The organism is Nonomuraea candida (assembly GCF_000725485.1).
GTDB classification, from domain to species: Bacteria; Actinomycetota; Actinomycetes; order Streptosporangiales; family Streptosporangiaceae; genus Nonomuraea; species Nonomuraea candida.
The window spans coordinates 238,719-261,043 of record NZ_JOAG01000015.1; the positions used below are offsets into that span (position 1 = coordinate 238,719).

At 73.3% G+C, this 22,325-nt stretch carries 18 protein-coding genes; 3 read left to right on the forward strand and 15 right to left on the reverse strand.

Annotated features, from left to right (window positions below; genetic code table 11):
• Positions 1 to 5: 5 nt before the first annotated feature.
• Positions 6 to 1,004: an endo-1,4-beta-xylanase XynA gene (gene xynA, locus IO39_RS16035; RefSeq protein ID WP_043622760.1), complete on the reverse strand. Its 999-nt coding sequence runs from the start codon at positions 1,002 to 1,004 to the stop codon at positions 6 to 8.
• A gap of 275 nt (positions 1,005 to 1,279) precedes the next feature.
• Positions 1,280 to 2,152 (reverse strand): alpha/beta fold hydrolase, encoded by an 873-nt coding sequence (locus IO39_RS16040; protein ID WP_245641993.1) that lies wholly within the window; start codon positions 2,150 to 2,152, stop codon positions 1,280 to 1,282.
• 86 nt (positions 2,153 to 2,238) lie between these two features.
• Between IO39_RS16040 and IO39_RS16045 the strand changes: the two genes are divergently transcribed.
• Positions 2,239 to 2,922, forward strand: coding sequence for a CGNR zinc finger domain-containing protein (locus tag IO39_RS16045; protein WP_043622768.1), 684 nt, complete (start codon positions 2,239 to 2,241; stop codon positions 2,920 to 2,922).
• A gap of 124 nt (positions 2,923 to 3,046) precedes the next feature.
• Here IO39_RS16045 and IO39_RS16050 read toward each other — a convergent pair whose 3' ends face one another.
• The 5 genes from IO39_RS16050 to IO39_RS16070 are packed head-to-tail and all read right to left on the reverse strand — an operon-like array spanning position 3,047 to position 7,928.
• On the reverse strand, positions 3,047 to 3,745 hold the full coding sequence (locus IO39_RS16050; protein ID WP_157548397.1) for a ferredoxin-NADPH reductase: 699 nt from the start codon (positions 3,743 to 3,745) through the stop codon (positions 3,047 to 3,049).
• Positions 3,742 to 4,638: a carbohydrate ABC transporter permease gene (locus tag IO39_RS16055; RefSeq protein WP_043622775.1), complete on the reverse strand. Its 897-nt coding sequence runs from the start codon at positions 4,636 to 4,638 to the stop codon at positions 3,742 to 3,744. Before IO39_RS16055 ends, IO39_RS16050 begins: the two co-directional genes overlap by 4 nt.
• Positions 4,638 to 5,564 carry a carbohydrate ABC transporter permease gene (locus IO39_RS16060; RefSeq protein ID WP_043622778.1) on the reverse strand — a complete coding sequence of 309 codons (927 nt, stop codon included), beginning with the start codon at positions 5,562 to 5,564 and terminating at the stop codon, positions 4,638 to 4,640. The genes IO39_RS16055 and IO39_RS16060 overlap by 1 nt, the downstream gene beginning before the upstream one ends.
• A 40-nt stretch (positions 5,565 to 5,604) precedes the next feature.
• The gene (locus IO39_RS16065) at positions 5,605 to 6,879 is read right to left on the reverse strand and encodes an ABC transporter substrate-binding protein (RefSeq protein WP_043622780.1); all 1,275 of its coding nucleotides are present in this window, start codon (positions 6,877 to 6,879) and stop codon (positions 5,605 to 5,607) included.
• A 38-nt stretch (positions 6,880 to 6,917) separates the two neighbouring features.
• Positions 6,918 to 7,928, reverse strand: a complete 1,011-nt coding sequence (locus tag IO39_RS16070; protein WP_043622783.1) for a hydroxyacid dehydrogenase — start codon at positions 7,926 to 7,928, stop codon at positions 6,918 to 6,920.
• Between the two features lie 208 nt (positions 7,929 to 8,136).
• Between IO39_RS16070 and IO39_RS16075 the strand changes: the two genes are divergently transcribed.
• A complete protein-coding gene (locus IO39_RS16075; protein ID WP_043622785.1) occupies positions 8,137 to 10,131 on the forward strand; it encodes a DUF2264 domain-containing protein in 1,995 nt (664 codons plus the stop codon).
• A gap of 41 nt (positions 10,132 to 10,172) precedes the next feature.
• On the opposite strand, the gene IO39_RS16080 is transcribed toward IO39_RS16075, so the two are convergent.
• The 4 genes from IO39_RS16080 to IO39_RS16095 all read right to left on the reverse strand — a co-directional run bounded on the left by IO39_RS16080 (position 10,173) and on the right by IO39_RS16095 (position 15,386).
• On the reverse strand, positions 10,173 to 11,327 hold the full coding sequence (locus IO39_RS16080; RefSeq protein WP_052422958.1) for a substrate-binding domain-containing protein: 1,155 nt from the start codon (positions 11,325 to 11,327) through the stop codon (positions 10,173 to 10,175).
• Between the two features lie 94 nt (positions 11,328 to 11,421).
• Positions 11,422 to 13,392: a heparinase II/III family protein gene (locus tag IO39_RS16085; RefSeq protein WP_084772935.1), complete on the reverse strand. Its 1,971-nt coding sequence runs from the start codon at positions 13,390 to 13,392 to the stop codon at positions 11,422 to 11,424.
• Between the two features lie 104 nt (positions 13,393 to 13,496).
• Entirely contained in the window at positions 13,497 to 14,609 is a 1,113-nt protein-coding gene (locus IO39_RS16090) for a sensor histidine kinase (RefSeq protein ID WP_052422959.1), read from the reverse strand.
• A 90-nt stretch (positions 14,610 to 14,699) separates the two neighbouring features.
• Positions 14,700 to 15,386, reverse strand: a complete 687-nt coding sequence (locus tag IO39_RS16095; RefSeq protein ID WP_043622788.1) for a response regulator transcription factor — start codon at positions 15,384 to 15,386, stop codon at positions 14,700 to 14,702.
• A gap of 111 nt (positions 15,387 to 15,497) precedes the next feature.
• Between IO39_RS16095 and IO39_RS16100 the strand changes: the two genes are divergently transcribed.
• The gene (locus IO39_RS16100; RefSeq protein WP_052422960.1) at positions 15,498 to 17,663 is read left to right on the forward strand and encodes an MMPL family transporter; all 2,166 of its coding nucleotides are present in this window, start codon (positions 15,498 to 15,500) and stop codon (positions 17,661 to 17,663) included.
• A 55-nt stretch (positions 17,664 to 17,718) separates the two neighbouring features.
• Here the strand turns inward: IO39_RS16100 and IO39_RS16105 are convergent, their stop codons facing one another.
• Genes IO39_RS16105 through IO39_RS16120 form a run of 4 tightly spaced genes read right to left on the reverse strand, consistent with a single transcriptional unit; the run spans position 17,719 to position 22,296 of the window.
• The gene (locus IO39_RS16105) at positions 17,719 to 18,927 is read right to left on the reverse strand and encodes a beta-ketoacyl synthase N-terminal-like domain-containing protein (protein ID WP_043622790.1); all 1,209 of its coding nucleotides are present in this window, start codon (positions 18,925 to 18,927) and stop codon (positions 17,719 to 17,721) included.
• Positions 18,924 to 20,276 carry a beta-ketoacyl-[acyl-carrier-protein] synthase family protein gene (locus IO39_RS16110; protein WP_084772937.1) on the reverse strand — a complete coding sequence of 451 codons (1,353 nt, stop codon included), beginning with the start codon at positions 20,274 to 20,276 and terminating at the stop codon, positions 18,924 to 18,926. The genes IO39_RS16105 and IO39_RS16110 overlap by 4 nt, the downstream gene beginning before the upstream one ends.
• A complete protein-coding gene (locus IO39_RS59405; RefSeq protein ID WP_043623247.1) occupies positions 20,273 to 21,109 on the reverse strand; it encodes a cupin domain-containing protein in 837 nt (278 codons plus the stop codon). Before IO39_RS59405 ends, IO39_RS16110 begins: the two co-directional genes overlap by 4 nt.
• 14 nt (positions 21,110 to 21,123) lie before the next feature.
• Entirely contained in the window at positions 21,124 to 22,296 is a 1,173-nt protein-coding gene (locus IO39_RS16120) for an SAM-dependent methyltransferase (RefSeq protein WP_063765286.1), read from the reverse strand.
• Between the last annotated feature and the right edge of the window lie 29 nt (positions 22,297 to 22,325).

The window sequence follows — 22,325 nt, forward strand, 5'->3', positions numbered from 1 at the left end:
AAGGGTCAGCCCGCGCTGCAGGAGACCGTCGGCCAGGTGTGGTTGCCGTTGTGCTGGATCGTCACGCCCCAGTTGTTGCCGCTGCCGTTGGACCTGGCGCTCAGCGTCTGGGCGTTGGGGTAGCTGGCGCTGACGTTCCAGGTGGCCAGGACCTTCGCGGGCGAGGGCACGTTCATGGTGACGGTCCAGTTGCTCGACCCGCTGACCGCGACGTTGAGGTTGTAGCGGTCGCTCCACTGCTGGCCCGCCGAGAGCGTCGCGGTGCAGCCGCCGGGGTTGCCCGGGTTGCCGGGGTTGCCGGGGTCGCCGCCCGAGGAGCCGATCGTGATGTTGGAGTTGCCGCTGCTCTGGTATCCCTCGGTGGCCATGATCATGTAGTCGTGGCTGCCCAGGCTCATGCCCGCGCGGGCCCACGCGTCGAAGTGGTTGCCCGAGGTGATGGTGCCGCCCGTCTTCTTGGACTGCCTGACGCTCCAGTACTGGTTGAACGTCCGCGTGCCCTCGATGGACGGCGCGTTGTAGCGCGTGGTCTGGTAGATGTCGTACGTGCCGCCGTCGCTGGTCACCGTGCCCTTGTAGGTGCCGGTGGGCCGGTAGGTGCCCCAGTTGTCGACGATGTAGTACTCCACCAGCGGGTTCCTCGTCCACCCGTAGAGCGTCAGATACGCGTTCCCGGACGGGTTGAAGCTGCCGGAGTAGCTCACGGTCCGGCGTCCGCCGGTGCTCCAGCCCTTGCCGGCGACGAAGTTGCCGGTGTTGCGCCAGGAGGTGCTGTAGTTGCCGCCGGACCCCAGCTCCATCGAGACCGTCCCCTGACTGTCGGTCCAGAAGGAGTAGAAGTAGCCGTTGTTGGTACCGGTCTGGTTGGTGGTGATGGCGGCGTGCGCGATGCCGGGCAGCGCGATGGCCAGGAGCAGCGCCGCGACCACGGCGCAGGCCCGGCCGAGCAGCGGCCCGGGACGGCCGCGTCCGCGGCCTGTCCGGTGAATGAGGGCGCCGTTCATGTGCGTGTTTCCTCCTCGTGACGTCCGGGGGGCAAGCGGCACCCGGGGCGGATGTCGCGGCGGGTGGCTCGGATCAGCGATGGTGAGGACAACGAAACTATCGGTACGGTGGCGAAAGTATCGGCCGCGTTCCGCGGAGTTGTCAACGCCTCCCGCCAGCTTGTGAAGACCCCAGCAAAGCCTCCGGCCACCCTGCCACCGTCACCAGGGGTTCATCGCGGGCAGACGCTCGTGAAAATTTCAGATGGCATCCGAAATATTGCGATCGAGGGGCGTCACGGTGCGGACCGGCGCGCCGGCGTGCCGAGGAAGTCGCGCAGGTGGGCCAGCAGGGCGTCCGGCCGCTCCTCGGGGATGAAGTGGCCGCACTCGGGGATCTCGGCCCCCCGCACGTCGTCGGCGTACGCGCGCCAGATCTCCAGCGTCGGCAGCCGCGCGGGCAGCCCGGCCGATCCCCACAGGGCCAGCACCGGCATCGTCAGCCGCCGCCCCGCCGCGGCGTCCTCCTCGTCGAGCGCGAGGTCCTGCTCCTGCGCGCGGTAGTCGTCGAACCCGGCCCGCAGCGCGCCCGGCCGCGAGAAGGCCCGCACGTACGCGTCCACCGCCTCGGGCGGCAGCCCGTGCCGGTTGTACGTCCACCGCTCGAAGAAGTACTCCAGGTAACCGCGCACGTCGTGCCCCACCAGCCGCTCGGGCAGGTCCGGCTGCAGGTGGAACAGCCAGTGCCAGTAGCCGGGGGCGAGCGACGCGTCCAGCCGGCGGAACATCTCGCGGGTGGGGATCACGTCGAGCACAACGAGCCGTTCGACCTGGCCGGGACGGTCGAGCGCCCAGCGGTGGGCGACCCGCGCGCCGCGGTCGTGGCCCACGACGGCGGCCCGTTCGAAGCCGAGGGCGCTCACCAGCTCGGCCACGTCGGCCGCCATCCGCCGCTTGTCGTAGCCGGTCGCGGGCTTGTCGCTGAGGCCGTAGCCGCGCAGGTCGGGGGCGATCACGGTGTGGGTCTCGGCCAGGGCGCCGAGCACCGGCCGCCAGCACAGGGAGGTCTGCGGCCAGCCGTGCAGCAGCACCACGGCCGGACCGGCGCCGGCCCGCGTGTAGTGCAGGCGGATCCCGCCCACGGTGGCCACCCCGGTGGTCGTCGTCACGTCCATTGCGCACCCTCTCGCATTACTAACCATCTGATGGGGTTAGCGACGGTAGCATGGGGGCGGGACGGCCCGACAATGGAGACATGGCAGAGACCGACGAGTGGATCCGCGACGGCGGCCGGGTGTGCCTCGACTTCCTCAACACCCTGCGCGACCGGTGGGACGTGCCACGGGAGACGCTCGCGGAGCCGGGAGACCTGCTGCGGTGGCTGCGCGGCGCCGGCCTGCTCGCTCCGGACGCGCCCGGCACCGCGCTTCCCCCTGATCCCGGCACCGCGCCCCACCCCGGGCCCGACTCCGCGCCCCACCCCGGGCCCGACTCCGGGCCCGACTCCGGGCCCGACTCCGGGCCCGACGCGCTGTTGCGGTCGGCGCGGCTGCTGCGGGAGGCGATCGACCGGGCGGTGCTGGGCGCCGCCGCCGGCCGCCTGCCCGGCCGCGCGGACGTGGAGCTGATCAACGAGGCCGTGGCGGCGGCGCCGCGTCCCGTCCTCCGGCTGGTGATCGTCGACGGCCGGCTGGCGGCGGGCACGGCGGACGGCGTCGCGGCCGACGTGGCGGGCGCGCTCGGGCTGGTCGCCCGCGACGCGGCCGAGCTGCTGCTGTCACCCGAGGTGAGACGCGTGCGCGTGTGCGGCTCCGAGCGCTGCGCCCTGCGGTTCGTGGACCGGTCGCAGGCGGGCAACCGCCGCTGGTGCTCGATGACCCGCTGCGGCAACCGCACCAAGGTCAGACGCCACCAGCTCCGCGCCAGACCCACCGCCTGACCCGCCCGCCCACGCCCGGACCGCGGCCCCCGCGCCGGCCGCCGGCAGCCGCGCTCCTGCACGGCAGGTCCCCGGCCTCCTCCGGGGTCACCGGCCGGCGCGTTCCCGCGCGACCGGTCCCCGGTCAGCGCTGCGGGTGGGCGGGCAGGAGCGGGGCGAGGACGAAGCGGGTGGTGGCCCACACCAGGTAGAGCAGGGGCGCGCCGAGGAGCAGGACGCCGAGCACCGGCCTGGCCAGGACGACGGTGACGGCCAGGCCGAGCGCGGCGACGTTCAGCGCGGCCAGGTACCAGCGCCGGGCCACGAGGTAGAGGCAGGCGCGCAGCCGTACCGGCTCGCCCTCCGCCAGGAGGGTCAGCAGGGCGACGGTCACGGCGATCACCAGCCCGGCCGCCGTGGCGAAGAACGGGACGAGCGCCGGCCCCCAGCCGGTGCGCCAGACGGCCGCGGTGTCGATCGCCAGCACCGCGACGGCCGCGGCGCCGCCCGCCCACACCAGCGCCGCGCGCCCGCCGCCGCGCCGGTAGCCGGTCAGGAACGGGCGCAGCACCACCGCCGCGCCCGGCTCCCCCAGCGCCGCGAAGCACGCGAACGCGCCCGTCAGCGCCGGCGCGCACAGCGGCGACAGCGCCAGGAAGAACGGCCACGACGCCCACGGGTCCCGCAGGATCGCCAGCGCCGCCAGCAGCGGCGCGCAGGCGGCGGCGAGCAGCACGTTCGTCATGAGGCCGACGTAGACGGTGCCGAAGATCCGCTCGTACGTGGTCTGCGCGGCCGGCCGCAACCACCGGCGTACCCCGCCGGCCTGGCCCGGCGCGCTCATCCTTTGAGCCCGCTGGTGGCGATGCCACGGATGAAGTACCGCTGCCCGAGCAGGAAGATGACCACGATGGGCAGCACCGACAACACCGCGCCCGCCATGATCATGGCGTACTCCGCCTCGTACTGGCCGACGAACGAGCGCAGGCCCAGCTGCACGGTCCACAACTCGTTGCTGGTCAGGTAGATGAACGGCCCCATGTAGTCGTTCCAGGTGTTGACGAAGGTGAGCAGGGCCAGGCTGGCCAGCGCGGGCTTCGACAGCGGCAGCATGATGCGCCAGTAGATGCCGTACTCGCTCAGGCCGTCGATCCGCGCGGCCTCGCACAGGTCGTCGGGGATCGACATGTAGTACTGGCGCATGAGGAAGACGCCGAACGCGCCGAACGCCTGCAGCAGGATGATCGACCAGTACGTGTTCGTCAGCTCGGCCCGCTGCATCATGATGTACTGCGGCACCATGTACGCCTGCCACGGCACGGCGATGGTGGCGATGTAGGCGACGAACAACCCGTCCCGGCCGGGGAAGCGCACCTTGGAGAAGCCGTAGGCGGCGAAGCTGCCGCTGAGCACCTGCAGCAGGGTGATCGCCACGGCCAGGAACGCCGAGTTGCCCAGGTAGGTCAGCAGCGGGATGCGCTCCCAGATGTCGACGAAGTTCGACCAGCGCAGCTCGTCCGGGATCCACTGGATCGGGATGGTCAGCACCTCGTTGTCGCGCTTGAGCGACGAGGACACCATCCAGCCGAACGGCACCAGCACCAGCGCCGTGACCACAGTGAGCGCCGCGTACGCCGCCGCCCCGCGGACGATCCCGCGCCCCCGCCGGCCCCGCCCGCCCGGCTCCGGCCCGGGACGCCGCCCGGCCACGGGGGGAGCGTCGTGCAGCGTCGTCATCAGCCGTTCCTCCGTTCGTTGAGCCGGAACTGGATCAGGGTGGCGGTGAGCACGATGAGGAAGAGCACCAGGGCGATCGCCGAGGAGTAGCCGAACCGGCCCTCCCTGATCCCCTGCTCGTAGACGAGCTGCGCCAGCACCTTCGTGCTGCGGCCGGGACCGCCCTCGGTCATGACCACGATGAGGTCGAGCACCTTGAAGCTCTGGATCGTCAGCATGACCAGCACGAAGAACGTGGTCGGCCGCAGGCTCGGCAGCGTGATGCTCCAGAAGCGCTGCCAGGCGCCGGCGCCGTCCACCGTGGCGGCCTCGTAGTACTCCTTGGGGATGGTCTGCAGGCCGGCCAGGTAGAGCACCATGTAGTAGCCCATGTCCCGCCACACGCTGGTGACGATCACCGCCGGCATCGCCCAGTCCGTGCTGGCCACCCAGCGGGGCGGGGCGTCGACGCCCAGCGCCCCGAGCACCTGGTTGACCGGCCCGGCCGTGGGGTTGAACAGCATGTTCCACACGATCGCCACGGCGACCAGCGAGGTGACGTACGGGAAGAACGCCGCGGTGCGGAAGAAGGCCATGCCGCGCAGCTTGCGGTCGAGCACGAGCGCCAGGCCGAGAGCGGCGACCAGCGTGAGCGGGATGTGGCCGGCCGCGTAGTAGAGGGTGTTGCCCAGCGCGACGTGGAAGTTCTCGTCGCCGAGCATGCGCTGGAAGTTCTTCAGCCCCACCCACTCGGGCGTGCTGTAGGAGTCCCAGTCCAGGAACGCCAGGGCGAAGGCCGCCAGCATCGGGATGAGGGTGAACAGCGCGAACCCGAGGAAGTTCGGGAGGATGAAGCTCCATCCGACGAGGATGTCGCGCCACGCGCGCGTGCGCCGGGGCGGCGCCTTCGGCGCGGGCCGCGCCGGTTGCGTCATCACATCGGCCATGACCGTCCTTTGTGCCGTCTGAGAAGTCGTGCGCGGGGGCCTAGTCGAGCGCCTCGTTCTTGACGCGCTCGTTCATGGAGGCGATGCCGTCGGCCGCGGACTTCTCGCCGACCATGACCAGCTCGTGCTCCTCGTTGAGGATCGTGTCGATGTCGGAGGCCTTCTCGCTGACCGGCATCTCCAGCACGACCTTGTCCGGCTCGAACGCCTTCTTCGACAGCTCGTCGGAGGGCATGCCCTCGGCGGCGAAGTACGCCTTGGTGATCTCGGGCGTCTGCAGCGCCGGCACCACGCCGACCTTGGTGATCGCCTCGGCGCCGGCCTGGCTCGCGGCGAACTGCACGAACTTCCTGGCCGCGTCGGCGTGCTCGGCCTTGGCGTTGACGGCGAAGGCGGTGGGCGAGCCGAACGTCGTCACCTCGGTGCCGCCGGGGCGCTGCGGCATCGGGGCCAGGCCCCACTCGACGTCGGTGGCGCCCTTCTTCCTGGCCTCCAGGATGCCGGAGATGTACCAGGTGCCCATGGGCATCATGGCGGCCGCGCCGGTCTCGAACTGGGTGCGGTAGTCCGACTTCTGGGCCTTGGCGGTGCCGAAATCGAGCACGGCGCCGGACTTCTGCAGGCCGAGCGCGAGCGCGTACTGGTCGTTGAAGAAGGAGTAGTCGCCGCCGAGCTGGTCGCCGCCGCTCTGCGCGGCGGCGACGGCCTGCACGACCGAGCGCCAGGTGTGGTGGTAGGCGCCGTAGACCTTCTTGCCGCCCTCCTCGCGGGTGAGCTGCTGGGCGAGCTTGGCGTACTCGTCCCAGGTGAGCTTGTCGGGCATGGTGACGCCGGCCGCCTCGAATGCCTTCTTGTTGTAGTAGAGCAGCCAGAAGTCCTGCCGGTACGGCATCGCGAAATACTTGCCCTGCACGTCGAAGGCGTCCAGGCCGGCCAGCTTGGAGGTGTCGGTGGACTTGACCGCGTCGGTGATGTCGAGGAGCTGCCCGCGGCTGGAGTAGCGCGAGTAGTCGATGACGTTCTTCATGGTGATCACGTCGGTCGTGTCGCCGCCGGCCAGCATCGTGGTGACCTTCTCGGGATAGTCGTCCGCGAGGATGTCCACCGGCTGGATCTTGATGGTCGGGTTGGCCTGCTGGAAGGCCTCGAACAGGGCGGTGAACTCCGGGGTCTTGGCCAGGTTCCACACCGAGACCCGCAGCGTGACGTTCCCGTCGCCGCCGCCGGCCGGCTCGTCCGAGCCGCCGCAGGCGGTCACGGCGAGGGCGAGGGCGGCCACGGCCGCCAGACGGCGTGAGGTGTTCAAAGCGATCATTGATCCGGTTCCTTTCCGGTTGAGCCGGTATCCGGCGCTCAGGCGCTCACCTTGAACTCGTCCACCGTCACGGCCGCGCGGGGCGGCCGGCCGGTCACGTGGCGTTCCAGCTCGTCGAGCGCGCTCTCACTCATGCGCCGGGTCTCCGAGCCGAGAGATCCGGCGACGTGGGGGGTGATCATGACGTTGGGCAGGCCGTACAACGGCGAGCCCGGGGGCAGCGGGTCGGGGTCGGTGACGTCGAGGATCGCGTTGAGCCGCCCGGCGGCGCACTCGCGCTCCAGGGCCGCGGTGTCCAGGACGGCGCCGCGGGCGGTGTTGATCACGGTGGCGCCGTCGGGCAGCGCGGCCAGCTCGGCGGCGCCGATGAGGTGGCGGGTGGCCGGGAGCTGGGGGACGTGCAGCGAGAGCACGTCGCAGCGGGGCAGCAGCTCGGGCAGCTCGACCAGGCGCGCCCCGGCCGCGCCCACCTCGGCGGGCGAGGCGTACGGGTCGGCCACGAGGATCTCCACCTCCAGGGCGCGCAGCCGTTCGACGACCCGGCGTCCCACCCGCGAGTAGCCGACGACCCCGACCGTGCGCTCGCGGTTGGACAGGTCCTCGCGGCGCACCAGGGAGGACCAGCCGGCGCGGCGCATGAGCGCGTCCTGCGCCAGGAACGGGGCCTTCTTCCCGGCGAAGATGATCGCGGCGAGCGTGAACTCGGCCACCGGGATCGCGTTCTCGTCGGCCGCGCTGGTGACGAGGAGGCCGCGGCGCCACACCTCGTCGGTCACGAACGATCGCACCGTGCCCGCGCAGTGGAAGATCGCGCGCAGCCGGGGCGCGTCGGCGAGCCGTTCGGCGGTCAGCGGCGGGCAGCCCCAGGAGGTCAGCAGCACCTCGGCCTCGCGCAGCCGGCGGCGCGCGCGGGGCGTGTCGAGCTCGGCGGTCACGAGCGGCTCGCCGAGGTCGGCCAGCGTGCGCAGCCGGCGCAGCTGCGGCTCGCGGAACTGCACGTCGAACGTGGCCTGGTCCATGACCAGCAGGGCCTGTGCTCGTCCGGTCATGGCGTCCCCGCCGGAGGCGCCATGACCACGTTGCTGTGCTTGATGATTACCTCGCTTCACTCAGGTCACTCGGCCCGTTACGGCAAGCGCTTTCCGATGGCGCCGATCATGTCCGATCGTTACAATCGCGTCAATACCTTGTTAATCAGATCGATCACGTTATCTGATCGATATTGATCGTCCCCGTTCGATCGGGTCAGGAGGACGGATGCCTGCGTTCCTGGAGTCACTGCGGGAGCTGGACGACCGGCGGCTCTCGCCGTACACGGGATGGACGCGTGATCACTGGGGGGCGCTGGCCGACCATCTCCTGCTGTCGGCCCGCCCGTACGCGTCGGCCGGGCACGCCCGCGTCTCCTTCCCCGGCGCGCCCGGCGGCTACGGGGCCGACGTGGACGGGCTGGAGGGGTTCGCGCGCACGTTCCTGGCGGCCGGGTTCCGGGTCGCGGGCGAGGGCGGGCGCGACCCGCTGGGCCTGATGGACTGGTACGCCGAGGGGCTCGCGGCCGGCACCGACCCCCGTTCGCCCGAGCGGTGGGTCCGGCTCGACGAGCACGGCCAGGCGAAGGTGGAGGCCGCCTCCATCGCCCTGGTGCTCCACCTGACCAGGCCGTGGTTGTGGGACCGGCTGCCGCCGCTGGTGCAGGAGCAGGTCGTCGACTACCTCGCGCCCGCGATCGGCTCGGACTACCCGCCGATCAACTGGATCTGGTTCCAGATCATCGTCGAGCAGTTCCTCTCGTCCGTCGGCGGGCCCTTCTCCGCCAAGGACATCGCGGAGGGCCTCGCGCTCACCGACGGCTTCGCCCGCCAGGACGGCTGGTACGCCGACGGCGCCGAGCGCGCCTACGACCACTACGTGGGCTGGGCGCTGCACTTCTACCCGCTGATGTGGACCGAGATGGCGGCCGGCGAGGCGATGGCGGACACGCGCCGGCCGGTGTACCTGGAGCGGCTCGAACGTTACCTGCACGACGCCGTCCATCTCGTCGGCGCCGACGGGTCCCCGCTGGTGCAGGGCCGCAGCCTCACCTACCGCTTCGCCGCCGCCGCCCAGTTCTGGATGGGCGCCCGCGCCGCCAGCCCCTCCCCCGGCTCACCGGAGGGCGGTGGGACGGGCATGCCCGGGTTCGGGCTGCTGCGCCGGGCCGCGTCGGGGATCGCCCGCCACTTCGCCGAGCACGGGGCGCCCGACGAGGACGGCGTCCTGACGCTGGGCTGGCACCACGCGTGGCGGCCGATCGCCCAGTCCTACTCCGGGCCCGGCTCTCCGTACTGGGCGGCCAAGGGCCTGTTCGGCCTGGCCCTGCCCGCCGATCACCCGGTGTGGACGGCCACCGAGGAGCCGCTGCCCGTCGAGTCGGGCGACTTCCACCGCACGGTCAGGGCGCCCGGCTGGCTCGTCAGCGGCACCCGCGCCGACGGCGTGGTCCGCGTCGTCAACCACGGCACCGACCACTCCCACCCCGGCACCAACCTGACCGACTCGCCCCTGTACGGCCGGCTCGGCTACTCCACCGCGACCTCGCCCCTGCTGACCGGCGCGCCCGTGGACCAGTCGGTCGTCCTCCTCGACGAGCACGGCGAGCCCAGCCACCGCACGGGGTTCGAGACCGTCCGCGCCGAGCGCCTCCCCTCCGGCACGCTGGTCGGCGCGTCCCGCTGGCAGGCGCACTGGGTCACCGCGGAGGGCGACCGGCCCGACCACGGCAGCGGCCGTTCCGGGCCGGTGCGGCTGGGGCCGTGGCTGGAGGTGCTCTCCGCCGTCCGGGGTCCTTGGGAGATCCGCCTGGTACGCCTGTCCCCCTACCCCACCGGGTCCGCCTCGCCCACCGGGTCCGCCTCCCCCAGCGGGGACGCCGGGGGGCCGCTGCGCATCGGCGGGTGGCCGCTGCCCGCCCTTGGAGACGTCCAGGAGGACGCGGCGAGCGTGGGGAACGGCAGGCTGACCTCCCGCGTCGTCCCCGGCTCCGGGCTGGGCGCGTCCGGCGTGCTGCGCGCGGCGGACGCCTCACCGCTCGCCCCGCTGACCCTCGTCCCGTGGTGCGCCACCGAGACGCCGGCCCGCCCCGGCACCTGGTACGACGCGGCGATCCACCTCGGCGGCCGGTCCCCGGGCGAGCCCCCGGCCCTGACCTGGGACACCCCCGGCACCGCGGCCCTGAGCTGGCCGGACGGCACCCGCGACCACCTCCCCGTCTGACCGCCCGCAGAGTCGAAGGATCGTGCCGGACGGCCGAGGGGTCAGGAGGCGGACGAGGAGGAGCGCACGATCAGGCGGGGCTCGACGATCATCCGGTGGGTGGGCCGCTCCGGGTCGGGGTCGGCCAGGCGGGCCGCGAGCATCGCGAACGCCGCCCGCCCCACCGCCGCCTTCGGTGGCCGGACGGCGGTCAGCGGCGGGTCGCACAACTCGGCCACCTCGTCGTCGTACGCCACCACGGCCAGGTCGCCGGGCACCCGGAGGCCGCGCTCCCGGCACCGTTCCACCAGGCTGATCGCCTCGGGGTCGGAGTGGACGAGCAGCGCCGTCGTCCGCGAGGCGACGCACTGGTCGAGCACCTCGTCCAGCGCCTTCGCCCATCCGGGGTCCCGCTGATCGACGGTGTCCGCGTCCGGCACCCCAGCGCCACCCCTGCCGTCGCCGTCGTGGGCGGTGCCGAGGGGGAGGCCGAGTTCCTCGCACGCCTGCCGCCAGCCGCGGCGTACGTGCGGGCTCGTCGGGCTCTGCCGGGTGGTGATCAGCCCGACGCGGCGGTGGCCGAGGGCGGCGAGGTGCCGTACGGCCATGGCCGCCCCGAACGCGTGGTCGCTGACCACCGACTCCATCGCCTCCCGGTGGTCGCCCACGGCGGCGGCCCGTTCGACGAGCACGACCGGCACCCCCGTGCCCCGGAGCCAGCGCACCAGCTCCTCGCCGTCGTCGCCGGTCGTGGTCGGGGCCACCAGCAGCCCGTCCAGGCCGCCCGCCTCGACCAGCCGGGCGAGCTGGCGGCGCTCGTCGGCGGCCTGGTAGGTGGCGCCCCGCAGCACGATCCGCGCCCCGGACGCGGCGGCGGCCTCGCGGACGCCGCGGATCACGTCGGGCCAGTAGTAGTCGAGCGACGGCACCACCATGCCGACGGTCAGCCGGGGCTCCTCCCGCTCCGCCGGCCGTGCGGGCTCCCCGGCCGGGAGGGTCTCGGCCACCGGGCCGCTCTGGAGCGCGGCCCCGCCGCGTACCCGGCGGATGAGGCCCTGCGAGGACAGCAGCGCGATGTCCCGGCGGATGGTGATGACCGAGACGTCCAGCTCGGTGGCCAGTTCGTTGACGCGTACGACGCCGCGCAGGCGCAGCAGCTCCAGGAGCCGGGCCCGGCGTTCGTCCGGCAGCGGGCCGGGCGGATCGGGCAGTGTCACTGTGGCACCGTCTTTCTCGAAGGCACCGCCACGGTGCCGGATGAAGGAACCGGGAGAACGCCGCCGTGCGAGCCGGAGCCGCCGTGCGGGCGGTTCACTCTCCCACCTCCACCCGCAGCTCGAAGGCGCCGCGCGGGGTGCCGGGGAGGGCGAGTTCGAGTCTGGTCAGACGCTCGCCCCACACGTCCGACAGCATCGGGTCCTCCAGCGTACGGACGGTGAGCGCCGCCGTCGCGCCCGCCGGGTCCCAGGAGATCAGCACGGTACGCGCCCCATCCTCCGGCCGCACGCGGACCTGCCTGTCCGAGCGCCGCTCGACCTGCCCGGCCAGCACGAAGCGCAGGACGCTCGGGTCGCCGTCGCCGGTGAACTCCCAGGCGTCGGTGATCGTCACCAGGCCCGCGTCCCGGTCGAGGACGGCCGTGCGCCACCACCGTTCCAGCCCGGGCACGGGGTAGGCGGCGGCCAGATCCAGCTCGACGGCGAAGCGCCCGGACCGACCGGGCTGACCGGGCTGGCCGGGCTGGCCGGGCTCACCATGCCCGGGCCTGCCAGGTGGGATGGGTTCGTCCGTCACGCGCATGTCGCGGGCCCGGAAGTCGCGGCCCTGGCCCTGTCCCGTGCCCCGCACGTGTGGCACGTTGTGCCAGTCGCTGCGCATCGTCCAGATCGAGTACCGGTCGGGCCCGAACGTCTGCGCCGTGTACGTCGGCCGCCCCGGATCGGCGAGCACGGGCACGCCGTCCACCGCGACCACGACGGATCCCACGTCATTGTGGTTGTGGTGCTCGTCGTTGTGCCCGCCCTTGACGGCCAGCGCCAGGCCGCGCGCGGTGCCGCCCGCCGTACGGGCGAGGGCCACCTGCGTGCCCGGCAGCCAGAGCCCGGCCACCAGCGGCGGCTCGGCCGGCCCTGCGGCGCGCCACTCGTCGTCGGCCAGCTCCCGCAGCGCCCGGCCCAGCTCGGCCGAGGGGTCGATCCCGGCCGCCCGCTGCGACAGCGCGTGCCGGACCGCGTCCTGCTCGCCGAGCCTGCGGCCCCAGCGGTAGGGCACCTGCCAGGGCTGCCCGGCCGGCGGGCGGGCGCGGGCGTCGGCGAGGTTGAGGTACCACGGCCCGCCGAGGTGCATGCGGTGGGGGAAGCGGAGCGTCTCGCGCACGATCGGCACGGCCGCCGCGTCGAGCGTCCCGGACGTGGCGTGCGCCAGGACGTCGAGCGCCTCCAGGGCCCGGCATGCGCCGTTCCACCAGTATTCGTACCCCTCGTCGATGGAGCCGTCGGCGGGCAGCGCGGCGAGGTAGCGGTCGAGGCCCTCGACGGCCGGCGCGACCTGGCGCGCCCGTTCCCGCGCGTCATCCTCCAGGCGCAGCGCGGCGACGAGGACGTTGCCGCAGATCCACGGGCACCAGTTGTGCACGTCGCCGTCACGGCCGAGCCAGTGCCAGTCGCGCCGCCGTACGAACGGGTCGAGCACCCGCGCCCGCACCTCCGCGCGCACCCGCTCGCGCAGGCCGGGGAAGCGCTCCTGGAGCCGCTCGCCGAGGACCTGGTCGGCCCAGGCGAGCTGCGCGGCCACGCCGGCGGCGCCGAGGTCGAGGCAGGGGGCCGCGGGGTCGGGCAGGACCGTGCCCCTGGGGCGGCAGGTGTCCTCGTGGGCGGGCCAGCACCAGGAGCTCTGCTCGCACAACAGGACGATCCCATCGGCCACCTCGTCCAGCCACACCTCCCCGCCGGTGGTGGCCGCCATGAGGACGGCGCGGGTGAGGCGGTCCTGGCGGGTGAACACGCTGGACTCGTACACGGTGCGGTTGCCGTCGCGGAAGTAGCGCGCGTACTGCGAGGCCAGGGGTTGCGGCCAGGGCGTGCCCAGCTCCGCCCGGGCCCGCTCGCGCACGGCGTCGAGCCCGCCGCCCTCGCCCGCCCGGCGCCAGAGGTCCGACCCGGCGGCGGGGACCGGCAGCGCGGTCTCCGGCGGCAGGAGGGCATGGGCCAGGGCTTCCGGCTCGGCCCTGGCGCCCCACGCGGACAGCAGCGGCCCCGCCCGCCCGGTCACCGTGTTCGTCATACTCCTCCTCGCGACCCCATCGATCCTCACGTGATCGAAGTTGAATCAACATGATAGAGCTGATCGAAGTGTCACCGCTCGGGGGTGCGGGGTGAGGAGCGGGGTCAGGGGTGGTTGAGGGGGAGATGTACGTGGAAGGTGGTGCCCTCGCCGGGTACGGAGCGGGCGGAGACCTCGCCCCCGTGGGCCGTCACCACCGCCCGGACGATCGACAGGCCCAGGCCGGCCCCGCCCCGGCGGGCGCCGCCCCCGTGGCTGTGGTCCACGCGGTAGAAGCGCTCGAAGACCAGCGCCGCCTGCTCCGGTGGCATCCCCGGCCCCCGGTCGGCGACCTCGATCACCGCCTGGCCGTCCTCGACGCCGATCCGCACCGCGGCCGGGGTGCCCGGCGGGGTGTGGTGCAGGACGTTGGCGAGCAGGTTGCCCATCACCTGGCGCAGCCGGGCGGCGTCGCCGGTCACCCGGACGGGGCCGTCGTGGTCGAGCGTCAGAGGGCGGTCGGGATCGACGGCCAGGGTGTCGGCCACGGCGTCGGCGGCCAGCTCGGTCAGCTCGACCGGCTCGCGGTCCAGCGGGCGGCCCTGGTCGAGGCGGGCCAGCAGCAGCATCTCGTCCACCAGCGAGCCCATCCGGGTGGCCTCCGCCTCGATCCGGCGCATCGCCTTCTCCAGGTCGTCCTGGCGGGTGGCGGCGCCGCGGCGGAACAGCTCGGCGTACCCGCGGATGGTCGCGATGGGCGTGCGCAGCTCGTGGGAGGCGTCGGCGACGAAGCGGCGCAGGCGGTCCTCCGACGCCGCGCGCTCGCGGAAGGCGTCCTCGATCTGGCCGAGCATGGCGTTGAGCGCGTCGCCGAGCCGGCCGACCTCCGTGCCGGGCGGCCCGGCCTCGACGCGCCGCGCCAGGTCGCCGTCGCCGATGGCGGCCGCGGTCTCGACGATCCGGTCGAGCGGGCGCAGGCCGCGCCGGATCAGGTGGGCGGCCAGCAGGGTCAGCGCCGCCAGCCCGAAGCCGGACGTGCCGATCAGCACGAACGCGACGCGCTCCGACAGCTCGTCGGAGGCGGCGAGCAGTTGCTCCGGGGTGGTCAGGGACAGCAGGCGGGAGCTGCCGGGCCCGCGCCAGTCCTGGATGGCGCCGAAGGTGGCGCCGGCGGCCAGGACGAGCGCGAGGGCCAGCAGGCCGACGACGGTCGCGACGAGACGCGCGCGAAGGGACATCAGGCTTTCCTGGGGAGGGCGACGGGAACGAGGCGGACGCGACGGGTCACCGGGGCTTCCCGGAGACGTTGGGGCGGGCGCGGGAAGGCATCAGGGTTCCCTGGGGAGGCGCAGGACGTAGCCGACGCGGGGGACGGTGTGGATGAGGGGCGGGTCCACGGCGTCCACCTTGCGGCGCAGGTAGCTGATGTACGTCTGCACGACGCCGTCGTTGCCGCCGAAGTCGTACTCCCAGACGTGGTCCAGGATCTGCCTCTTGGTCACCACCCGCCCGGCGTTGGTCACCAGGAAGCGCAGCAGCTTGAACTCCGTCGGCGTCAGGTCGAGCAGGACCCCGTCGCGCCGCACCTCGTAGGCGTCCTCGTCGATCACCAGGTCCTCGAAGCCGAGCCGGCCGCTGCCGGGCTCGGCCCGCCTGGTGCGGCGCAGCACGGCCCGGATCCGGGCGATCAGCTCCTCCAGGCTGAACGGCTTGGTGACGTAGTCGTCGCCGCCCACGGTCAGCCCGCCGATCTTGTCCTCGGTCGCGTCCCGGGCGGTGAGGAACACCACGGGCACCTCCGTCCCCGTGGCCCGGATCCTGCGGCACACCTCGGTCCCCAGCACGTCCGGGAGCATGACGTCCAGGACGATCAGGTCGGGCCGGAAGGAGTCGGTCATCGCGACGGCCGCCGCACCGGTGGCGGCCGTCGCCGTCTCGAAGCCTTCGTACTTCAGTGCGGTCGACACGAGGTCGGCGAGGTAGGGTTCGTCGTCAACGACAAGGATGCGGCTCACACGTTCAGTCTCACCCGGCGGGCGGGCGGCGGCGAACAATGATCCTCGATTCACATAACCGTCTAAGAACGCCCGCACGGCGCTCGAAGATCATTTTGCTGCACTGGAGGCATGGAGAAACTCTCGGCCTTTGTCCTGCGACGCAAGGGACTGGTCACCCTGCTCGCCGTCCTGGCGTTCTTCGTCGGCATGGGAGCGACCCCGATCGCGATCCAGCGCCTGTCCGAGGTGTACGCGCACCCCGGCATGCCGGCGTTCGACGCCAACCAGGAAATCGTCAAGATCTACGGCAACGGCGGCTACCAGCGGCCGTTCGTGCCGGTCGTGGTGCTGCCCGAGGGGCAGCGCGCGGACGCGAGCAGGGAGGTCATCGGGCGGGCCTTCGCCGCCGTGGCCGCCGAGCTGCCGCAGTCGCGCGTGGTGTCCTATGCCGACACCGCCGATCCCCGGCTGGTCGGCTCCGACGGGCGGACCACGTTCGGGCTGGTCTTCCCCGGCACCTACTCCGACGGCAGCCCGCCCGGCGGCGGGCTCGGTGAGACGCCCGACGAGAGCCCGGTCATCGTCAAGGCGATGACCCCGCACCTGCCGCCCGGCACCGAGGTGCACGTCACCGGCCTGGACACGCTCGCGCCCAGCGTGGACGCGGGCGGCGTGGACGTGCCCGCCAAGATCGGCATCGGCGTGCTGGCCGCGGTCGTCGTGTTGTTCCTGGTGTTCCGGTCGGCGCTGGCGCTGGTGCCGCTCCTCATCTCCGTCCTGTCCATCTTCGCCTCGTTCATCGTGATCCTGCTGCTCACGCTCGTCATGACCGTGCACGACGTGGCGCTGACCACCATGCCGCTGCTCGGCCTGGGCATCGCCGTCGACTACTCGCTGCTGCTGGTCGCCCGATGGCGCGAGGAGCAGGCCAACGGCTTCCGCGGCGACGAGGCGGTGCACCGCGCGATGGCGGGGGCGGGGCGCGCGGTGCTGTTCAGCGGCGTCGCGGTGGCCATCGGGCTGGTGACCATGGTGGTGCTGCCGGTGCCGTTCCTGCGCAGCCTCGGCATCGCCGGCATGATCATCGCGGCGCTGAGCGTGGCCGCGACGCTGACCGTGCTGCCGGTCCTGCTGGCGCTCACCGGCCAGCGGCTCGACCGCCGCGCCGCGGCCGGCCGGCGGTTCGCGGGCGAGGCGAACGCCGGTCGCGCCTGGTCGGCCTGGGCCCGCGGCGTCGTACGGCTGCGCTGGCCCGCCGCGCTCGTCTCCGGCGGCCTGCTGCTGGCGCTGTCGCTGACCGCGCTCGGCGTCAACCTGGGCCTGCCGGAGAGCGGCCACCTCAAGACCACCGGTCCCGGCCACGACGGCATCGCGGCGCTCACCCGCGCGGGCATCCCGGCCGGCGTGATCACACCGATCGACACCCTGGTCACCGGCGACCCCGCCGCGGCCGTCGAGCGGATCAGGCGGGTGAAGGGCGTCGCGACCGTGCTCGCGCCGGAGTCGGACACCTGGCGGCGGCAGGGCACGGCGGTGATCTCGGTGCTGCCGGTCGCGGAGAACGGCACCGCCGCCGGCGAGGCCACCATCACCCGCGTCCGCGAGAGCACCCCGGACACCGTGCGGGTCGGCGGCAACGCGGCGCAGAGCATGGACTTCCAGGCCCACACCTACGGCGCGTTCCCGTGGATGCTGGCGCTGATCGCGCTGGTCACGTTCGTGATGCTGACGCGGGCCTTCCGGTCGCTGCTCCTGCCGCTCAAGGCGATCCTGCTGAACCTGCTCTCGCTCGGCGCGGTGATCGGCGCCATGGTGCTGCTGTGGCAGTTCGGCTGGGGGACCGCGGCGCTGCTCGACATCCAGCCCACCGGCTCGATCGGCGAGTTCGTCCCGCTGACGATCTTCGCCTTCCTGTACGGGCTCAGCATGGACTACGAGGTCTTCATCCTGGCCCGCATGCGCGAGGAGTACGACCGGACCGGCAACACCCACCAGGCCGTCATCCAGGGCGTCGGCCGTACGGGGCGGCTGGTCACGTCGGCGGCGCTGATCCTGTTCATCTCGTTCGCGGCGCTGGCCATGACGCCCGAGCTCGACGTGAAGGTCTTCGCCAGCGGCCTGGCCCTGGGCATCCTGCTGGACGCCACGCTCATCCGCGGGGTGCTGGTGCCGGCCGTGGTGGCGATGATGGGCCGCTGGAACTGGTGGCTGCCCGGCTGGGCCGCCCGCCTCCTGCGGGTCGAGCCCTCCCCGATGCGGGACGAGGCGCCGGAGCGCGTCCCGGTCACCGTGTGAGCACGCGGAACGGCCACCGCCGGAAAGGCGGTGGCCGTTCGTGGTGCGGGGCGGGTCAGGCGGCGGTGAGCACCGCCGCGGAGTTGAAGCCGCCCGAGCCGCGCGCGACGACCAGGGCGGCCGACAGCCCGGAGACCGTGCGGGCGCTGGTGACCAGGTCCAGCCCGGCGGCCCCGTCCGCGACGCCGACGGTGGGCGGGATCACCCCGTCCGCCAGGGACAGCGCGGCCCAGGCCAGGTCGAGGGCGGCGCCGCCGGAGCACAGCCGGCCGGTCATCGTCTTGGGGACGGTGACCGGGACCCGGCGGGGCCCGAAGACCTCGGCGATGGCCGCCGCCTCCTGCCGGTCCCGCACGGGGTCGCCGGCGCCGTCGGCGAAGACCACGCCGATGTCGGCCGGGGTGAGCCCGGCGCGGGCGATGGCCTCGCGCATGGCCCGCGCGTACTGGCCGTGGCCGGGCGCCGGGTCGGTGATGTGGTGGGCGTCGTGCGTGGACGCGGTCCCGGCGATCTCGGCGTAGATCGTCGGGACGCCCCGGTCGCGGGCCCGCTCGCGCTCCTCGACGACGAGGATCGCGCCGCCCTCGCCGGGCACGTACCCCGGCGCGTCCGGCGCGAAGGGGCGGTAGTCCCCGGTCCGGCCGACCGCCGCCTCGCTGCTCTGGCAGGCCAGCGCGTACGGCGACAGCGGCGCCTCGGTCCCGCCCGTCACGACGGCGGCGGTGCCCCTGCGGATCGCCCTGGCGGCCTCGGCCAGCGCGTCGATCGCGCCCGCCGCGTCGGCGACCACCACCCCGCAGGGCCCCTTGAGCTGGTGCCGGATGGACAGCTGGCCGCTGCTCGCCGCGTAGAACCAGCCGATCGACTGGTACGCGCTGACCGCCCGCGACCCCTGGCTCCACAACGCCTGGATCTCCCGCTGGCCGAAGGCGTTCCCGCCGGACCCGCTGGCGGTCACCACCGACAGGTCGAACGGGTCCTCGCCGGCCGGGTCGAGCGCGGCGTCGGCGAGCGCGAGCTGCGTGGCGGCCAGCGCGAACCAGGTCCACCGGTCGGTCTGCACGAGCAGCTTGCTGGCCACGAACTCCTTCTCGTCGAACGCGGCCACCTGCCCGGCCCACCCGATCGGCGCTCCCTCCTCGACGCCCGGCAGCGGGGCGATGCCGATCCGGCCCGACAGGGAGCTCTCCCAGTGCTCGGTGACGCCGACGCCGGTCGGCGCGACCACGCCCAGGCCCGTGATGACCACTCTGCGCCCGCTCACGCGACCCCTCCGAGCTTGGACGGGGCCGGCGTGGAGGAGGCCGGCGCGGAGGAGACAGGCGCGGAGAAGACAGGCTCGGAGAAGACCGGCTCGCAGAAGACCGGCTTGGAGAAGACCATCGCCGACTGGAAGCCGCCGAAGCCGCTGCCCGCCGAGAGCGCGTGCCGCGCGGTCACCTCGCGCGCGACCAGCGGCGTGTAGTCCAGGTCGCATTCCGGATCGGGGGTGGTCAGGTTGGCCGTGGGCGGCGCCACGCCCCGGTCCAGGACCAGCGCGCAGGCCGCCATCTCGATGGAGCCGATGGCGCCGAGCGAGTGGCCGACGACGGACTTGATCGAGCTGATCGGGATGTGGCGGGCCCGCTCGCCGAGCGCTCGCTTGTAGGCGGCGGTCTCGTGCCGGTCGTTCTGCTTGGTGCCCGAGCCGTGGGCGCTGATGTAGCCGACGTCCTCGGGGTTGAGCCGGGCCTGCCGCATGGCGTCCGCGACGGCCTCGCCCAGCTCGTACCCGTCGGGGCGCAGGCCGGTCATGTGGAAGCCGTTGGCCCTGGCGGCGTACCCGGTGATCTCGCAGTAGACGCGGGCCCCGCGCCGGCGGGCGTGCTCCAGCTCCTCCACCACCAGCATCGCGGCCCCCTCCCCCAGCACGAACCCCTTGCGCCCGGCGTCGAAGGGCCGGGACGCCTGCTCGGGGTCGTCGTTGTCCGGGGTGGTGGCGCGGATGGCGTCGAAGCAGGCCACGGTGATGGGCGAGATCGGCGCGTCGGAGGCGCCGGCGAGCATGACGTCGGCCTCGCCGTCCTGGATGAGCTGGAGCGCGCGGCCGATCGAGTCGATGCCCGAGGTGCAGCCGGTGGAGACCACGGCCGCGGGGCCGCGGGCGCCGAAGCGGACGGCCAGCTCGGTGGCGGCGCTGGAGGGGACCAGCGCCTGGTAGAGGAAGGGCTGCAGGTGCCGGTGGTCCACGTCCCAGTGGCGGCCGCGGTCGCTGGCGACCACGTACTCGTCCTCCAGGGTGATGGTGGCGCCGACGGCGGAGCCGAGGCTCACCCCCATCCGGTCGCGGTCGGCGGCGGCCAGGTCGAGGCCGGAGTCGCCGACCGCCTCGTCGGCGCAGACCACGGCCAGTTGCGCGAACCGGTCCATGCGCCGGATCTCGCGCGGCGTGAGCCCGTGGGCGGCCGGGTCGAAGTCGACCTCGGCCGCGATCTGGGAGCGGAACCCGGACGGGTCGAACGCGCTCACCCGCCGGATGGCGGGCTTGCCGTCCACGATCCTGTTCCAGAACTCCTCGCGGCCCACGCCGCCCGGTGCGACCACGCCGACACCGGTGACGACGGCTCTTCTCACGCGCTCACCTTCTCGGGGTAGGGCTCGGTGTCCACGTGCCCGAGCTCGGGACGCGGCGCGAGCGGGCTGAGCTGGAAGACCGCCAGCGCCTGGCCGTCGGCGGTGTTGGTGAGGCGGTGGCGGACGTTGCGCGGGATCAGCAGCGCCTGCTCGGGCCCGACCGTGACCGGCTCGCCGTCCAGGTCCACGCGGAGCGTGCCGGTGGCGACGAACAGGTACTCCTCGGAGTAGGGGTGGTAGTGCTCGGAGACCGACTCGCCGGGCTGCAGGCGTACGGCGCCGCAGAAGCCGGAGGACGAGCCGCACGTCGCCGGGGAGACCATGGTGCGCAGGTCGCCGCCGCGCTTGGTGTTGGCCGGGACGTCGTGGAAGCCGACGACCCGGCGGCGGCGCAGCTCGACCCTCTCCTTGATCAGCGCCATCTGCACCTTGCTGTTGGCGTTGATCCGCTCGGTCATGCCCGCGGTGTCGACCGGCGCGCCGGGCTTCATGTGGAAGTCCTGCACCCAGCGCATCCGCGTCCGGTCCGGGTCCAGCTCCTCGTACGTCCAGGTGATGTTCATGAACTCGAACGGGCCGGTCTCCACCCGCCGCGCCCGCACGGTCCAGGTGTCGCGGTCCCACGTGCGCTCCGACACCCAGGACCAGACGCGGTCCAGCTCGTCGGGGTGCATGGTGAGCCGGAAGGTCACCGAGTTCTCCGACTCGGTGAGGATCTCCGCCTTGGCGTACTCGGAGAACAGGTCGGGCCAGACCGTGACGTCGTTGGTCTGGTCCCAGACGAACCCGATGGGCGCGTCGATCTCGATCGCGTTGTCCGTGTGTCCGATCATCATGCGTCTCCGTCTCAGCTCGCCAGGCGCTCGGTCACGAGCTTCTTCATCTGCGCCGGGGTCACCTCGGCCGTCAGCTTGTCCTCGATGTCCACGTCGAAGCGCTCCTGGATGCGGGTGGCGATCTCCATCCGGGCCAGCGAGTCCAGGCCGAGCGCCTCGAAGTCGCGCTCCAGCGCGTGCTCGTCGGCGTCGGCGCGGTCGAGGCCGACGGAGACCAGCAGGTCGCGTACCACGTCGTCGGTGAATGCCATGGTGTTGTTCTCCTTGTCGTCATGGGTGGCGGTGTGATGGATGGCGGCGTCATGGATGGCGGCGTCATGGATGGCGGTGTGGGAGGCGGCGTGGGAGGCGGCGTGGGAGGCGGCGTCACGGGTGGCGGTGACGAGCCAGATGCGGGCGGCGCCGACGAGCTCGGGGTCGGCCATCGCGGGGACGGGCCGGCCCAGCCGCCGGGCGAGGTCGGACTGGTGGGTGACCTCGGCCCGCCAGCCGTGCGCGGCGAGCCAGGTCCGCGGGTCCTCCACCGAGGACTGCCACGAGGCCTGCGTGGCGGCCAGCCGGTTCACGGCCGGCGCCAGCTGCGGGAGCTGGATGTAGGCGCGGTTGAGGTGCTCGACGGCCAGCCGGCTGCCGGGCGCGGACAGGGCGCCGATCGTGTCCAGGACGCGGGCGCCGTCGTCGGCGGTGAGGTACATCAGCACGCCCTCCACCAGCCAGGCGGTCGGCCGCCGCGGGTCGAAGCCGGCGTCGGCGAGCGCGGCGGGCCAGTCGTCGCGCAGGTCGGCGGCGACCGCGCGGCGCGCGCAGGAGGGCCGGGCGCCCAGGCCGGCCAGGGTCTCCTCCTTGAAGGAGACCAGGCCGGGCAGGTCCACCTCGAACACCTCGGTGCCGGCGGGCCAGTCCAGCCGGAAGGCGCGGGTGTCCAGGCCGGCGGCCAGCAGCACCACCTGCCGCAGGCCGTCCCCGGCCGCCTCCAGCAGCGCGTCGTCGAAGAAGCGGGTGCGCAGCACGAAGTGCTCGGCCGCGCGCCGTCCCGCCTCGCTGATTGCGGGGATCCGGCCGGCGGCCTCGGCCAGCGGGCCCGCGAGGGGGTCGGCGAACAACCGGTCGGGGCGCGCGCTCTCGGCCTCCCTGGCCTGCGCGATCACCACCGCGGTACGGCTGACCCCGGTGTGCAGACTCATGCCTGGTTTCCTCTCTGAGATGAAGGCGG

Bases quoted from the DNA above. Each gene is read 5' to 3' on its own strand.
- xynA (WP_043622760.1), bottom strand. From the start codon at position 1,004: ATGAACGGCGCCCTCATTCACCGGACAGGCCGCGGACGCGGCCGTCCC.
- IO39_RS16045 (WP_043622768.1), top strand. From the start codon at position 2,239: ATGGCAGAGACCGACGAGTGGATCCGCGACGGCGGCCGGGTGTGCCTC.
- IO39_RS16050 (WP_157548397.1), bottom strand. From the start codon at position 3,745: ATGAGCGCGCCGGGCCAGGCCGGCGGGGTACGCCGGTGGTTGCGGCCG.
- IO39_RS16055 (WP_043622775.1), bottom strand. From the start codon at position 4,638: ATGACGACGCTGCACGACGCTCCCCCCGTGGCCGGGCGGCGTCCCGGG.
- IO39_RS16060 (WP_043622778.1), bottom strand. From the start codon at position 5,564: ATGGCCGATGTGATGACGCAACCGGCGCGGCCCGCGCCGAAGGCGCCG.
- IO39_RS16065 (WP_043622780.1), bottom strand. From the start codon at position 6,879: ATGATCGCTTTGAACACCTCACGCCGTCTGGCGGCCGTGGCCGCCCTC.
- IO39_RS16070 (WP_043622783.1), bottom strand. From the start codon at position 7,928: ATGACCGGACGAGCACAGGCCCTGCTGGTCATGGACCAGGCCACGTTC.
- IO39_RS16075 (WP_043622785.1), top strand. From the start codon at position 8,137: ATGCCTGCGTTCCTGGAGTCACTGCGGGAGCTGGACGACCGGCGGCTC.
- IO39_RS16085 (WP_084772935.1), bottom strand. From the start codon at position 13,392: ATGACGAACACGGTGACCGGGCGGGCGGGGCCGCTGCTGTCCGCGTGG.
- IO39_RS16090 (WP_052422959.1), bottom strand. From the start codon at position 14,609: ATGTCCCTTCGCGCGCGTCTCGTCGCGACCGTCGTCGGCCTGCTGGCC.
- IO39_RS16100 (WP_052422960.1), top strand. From the start codon at position 15,498: ATGGAGAAACTCTCGGCCTTTGTCCTGCGACGCAAGGGACTGGTCACC.
- IO39_RS59405 (WP_043623247.1), bottom strand. From the start codon at position 21,109: ATGATCGGACACACGGACAACGCGATCGAGATCGACGCGCCCATCGGG.
- IO39_RS16120 (WP_063765286.1), bottom strand. From the start codon at position 22,296: ATGAGTCTGCACACCGGGGTCAGCCGTACCGCGGTGGTGATCGCGCAG.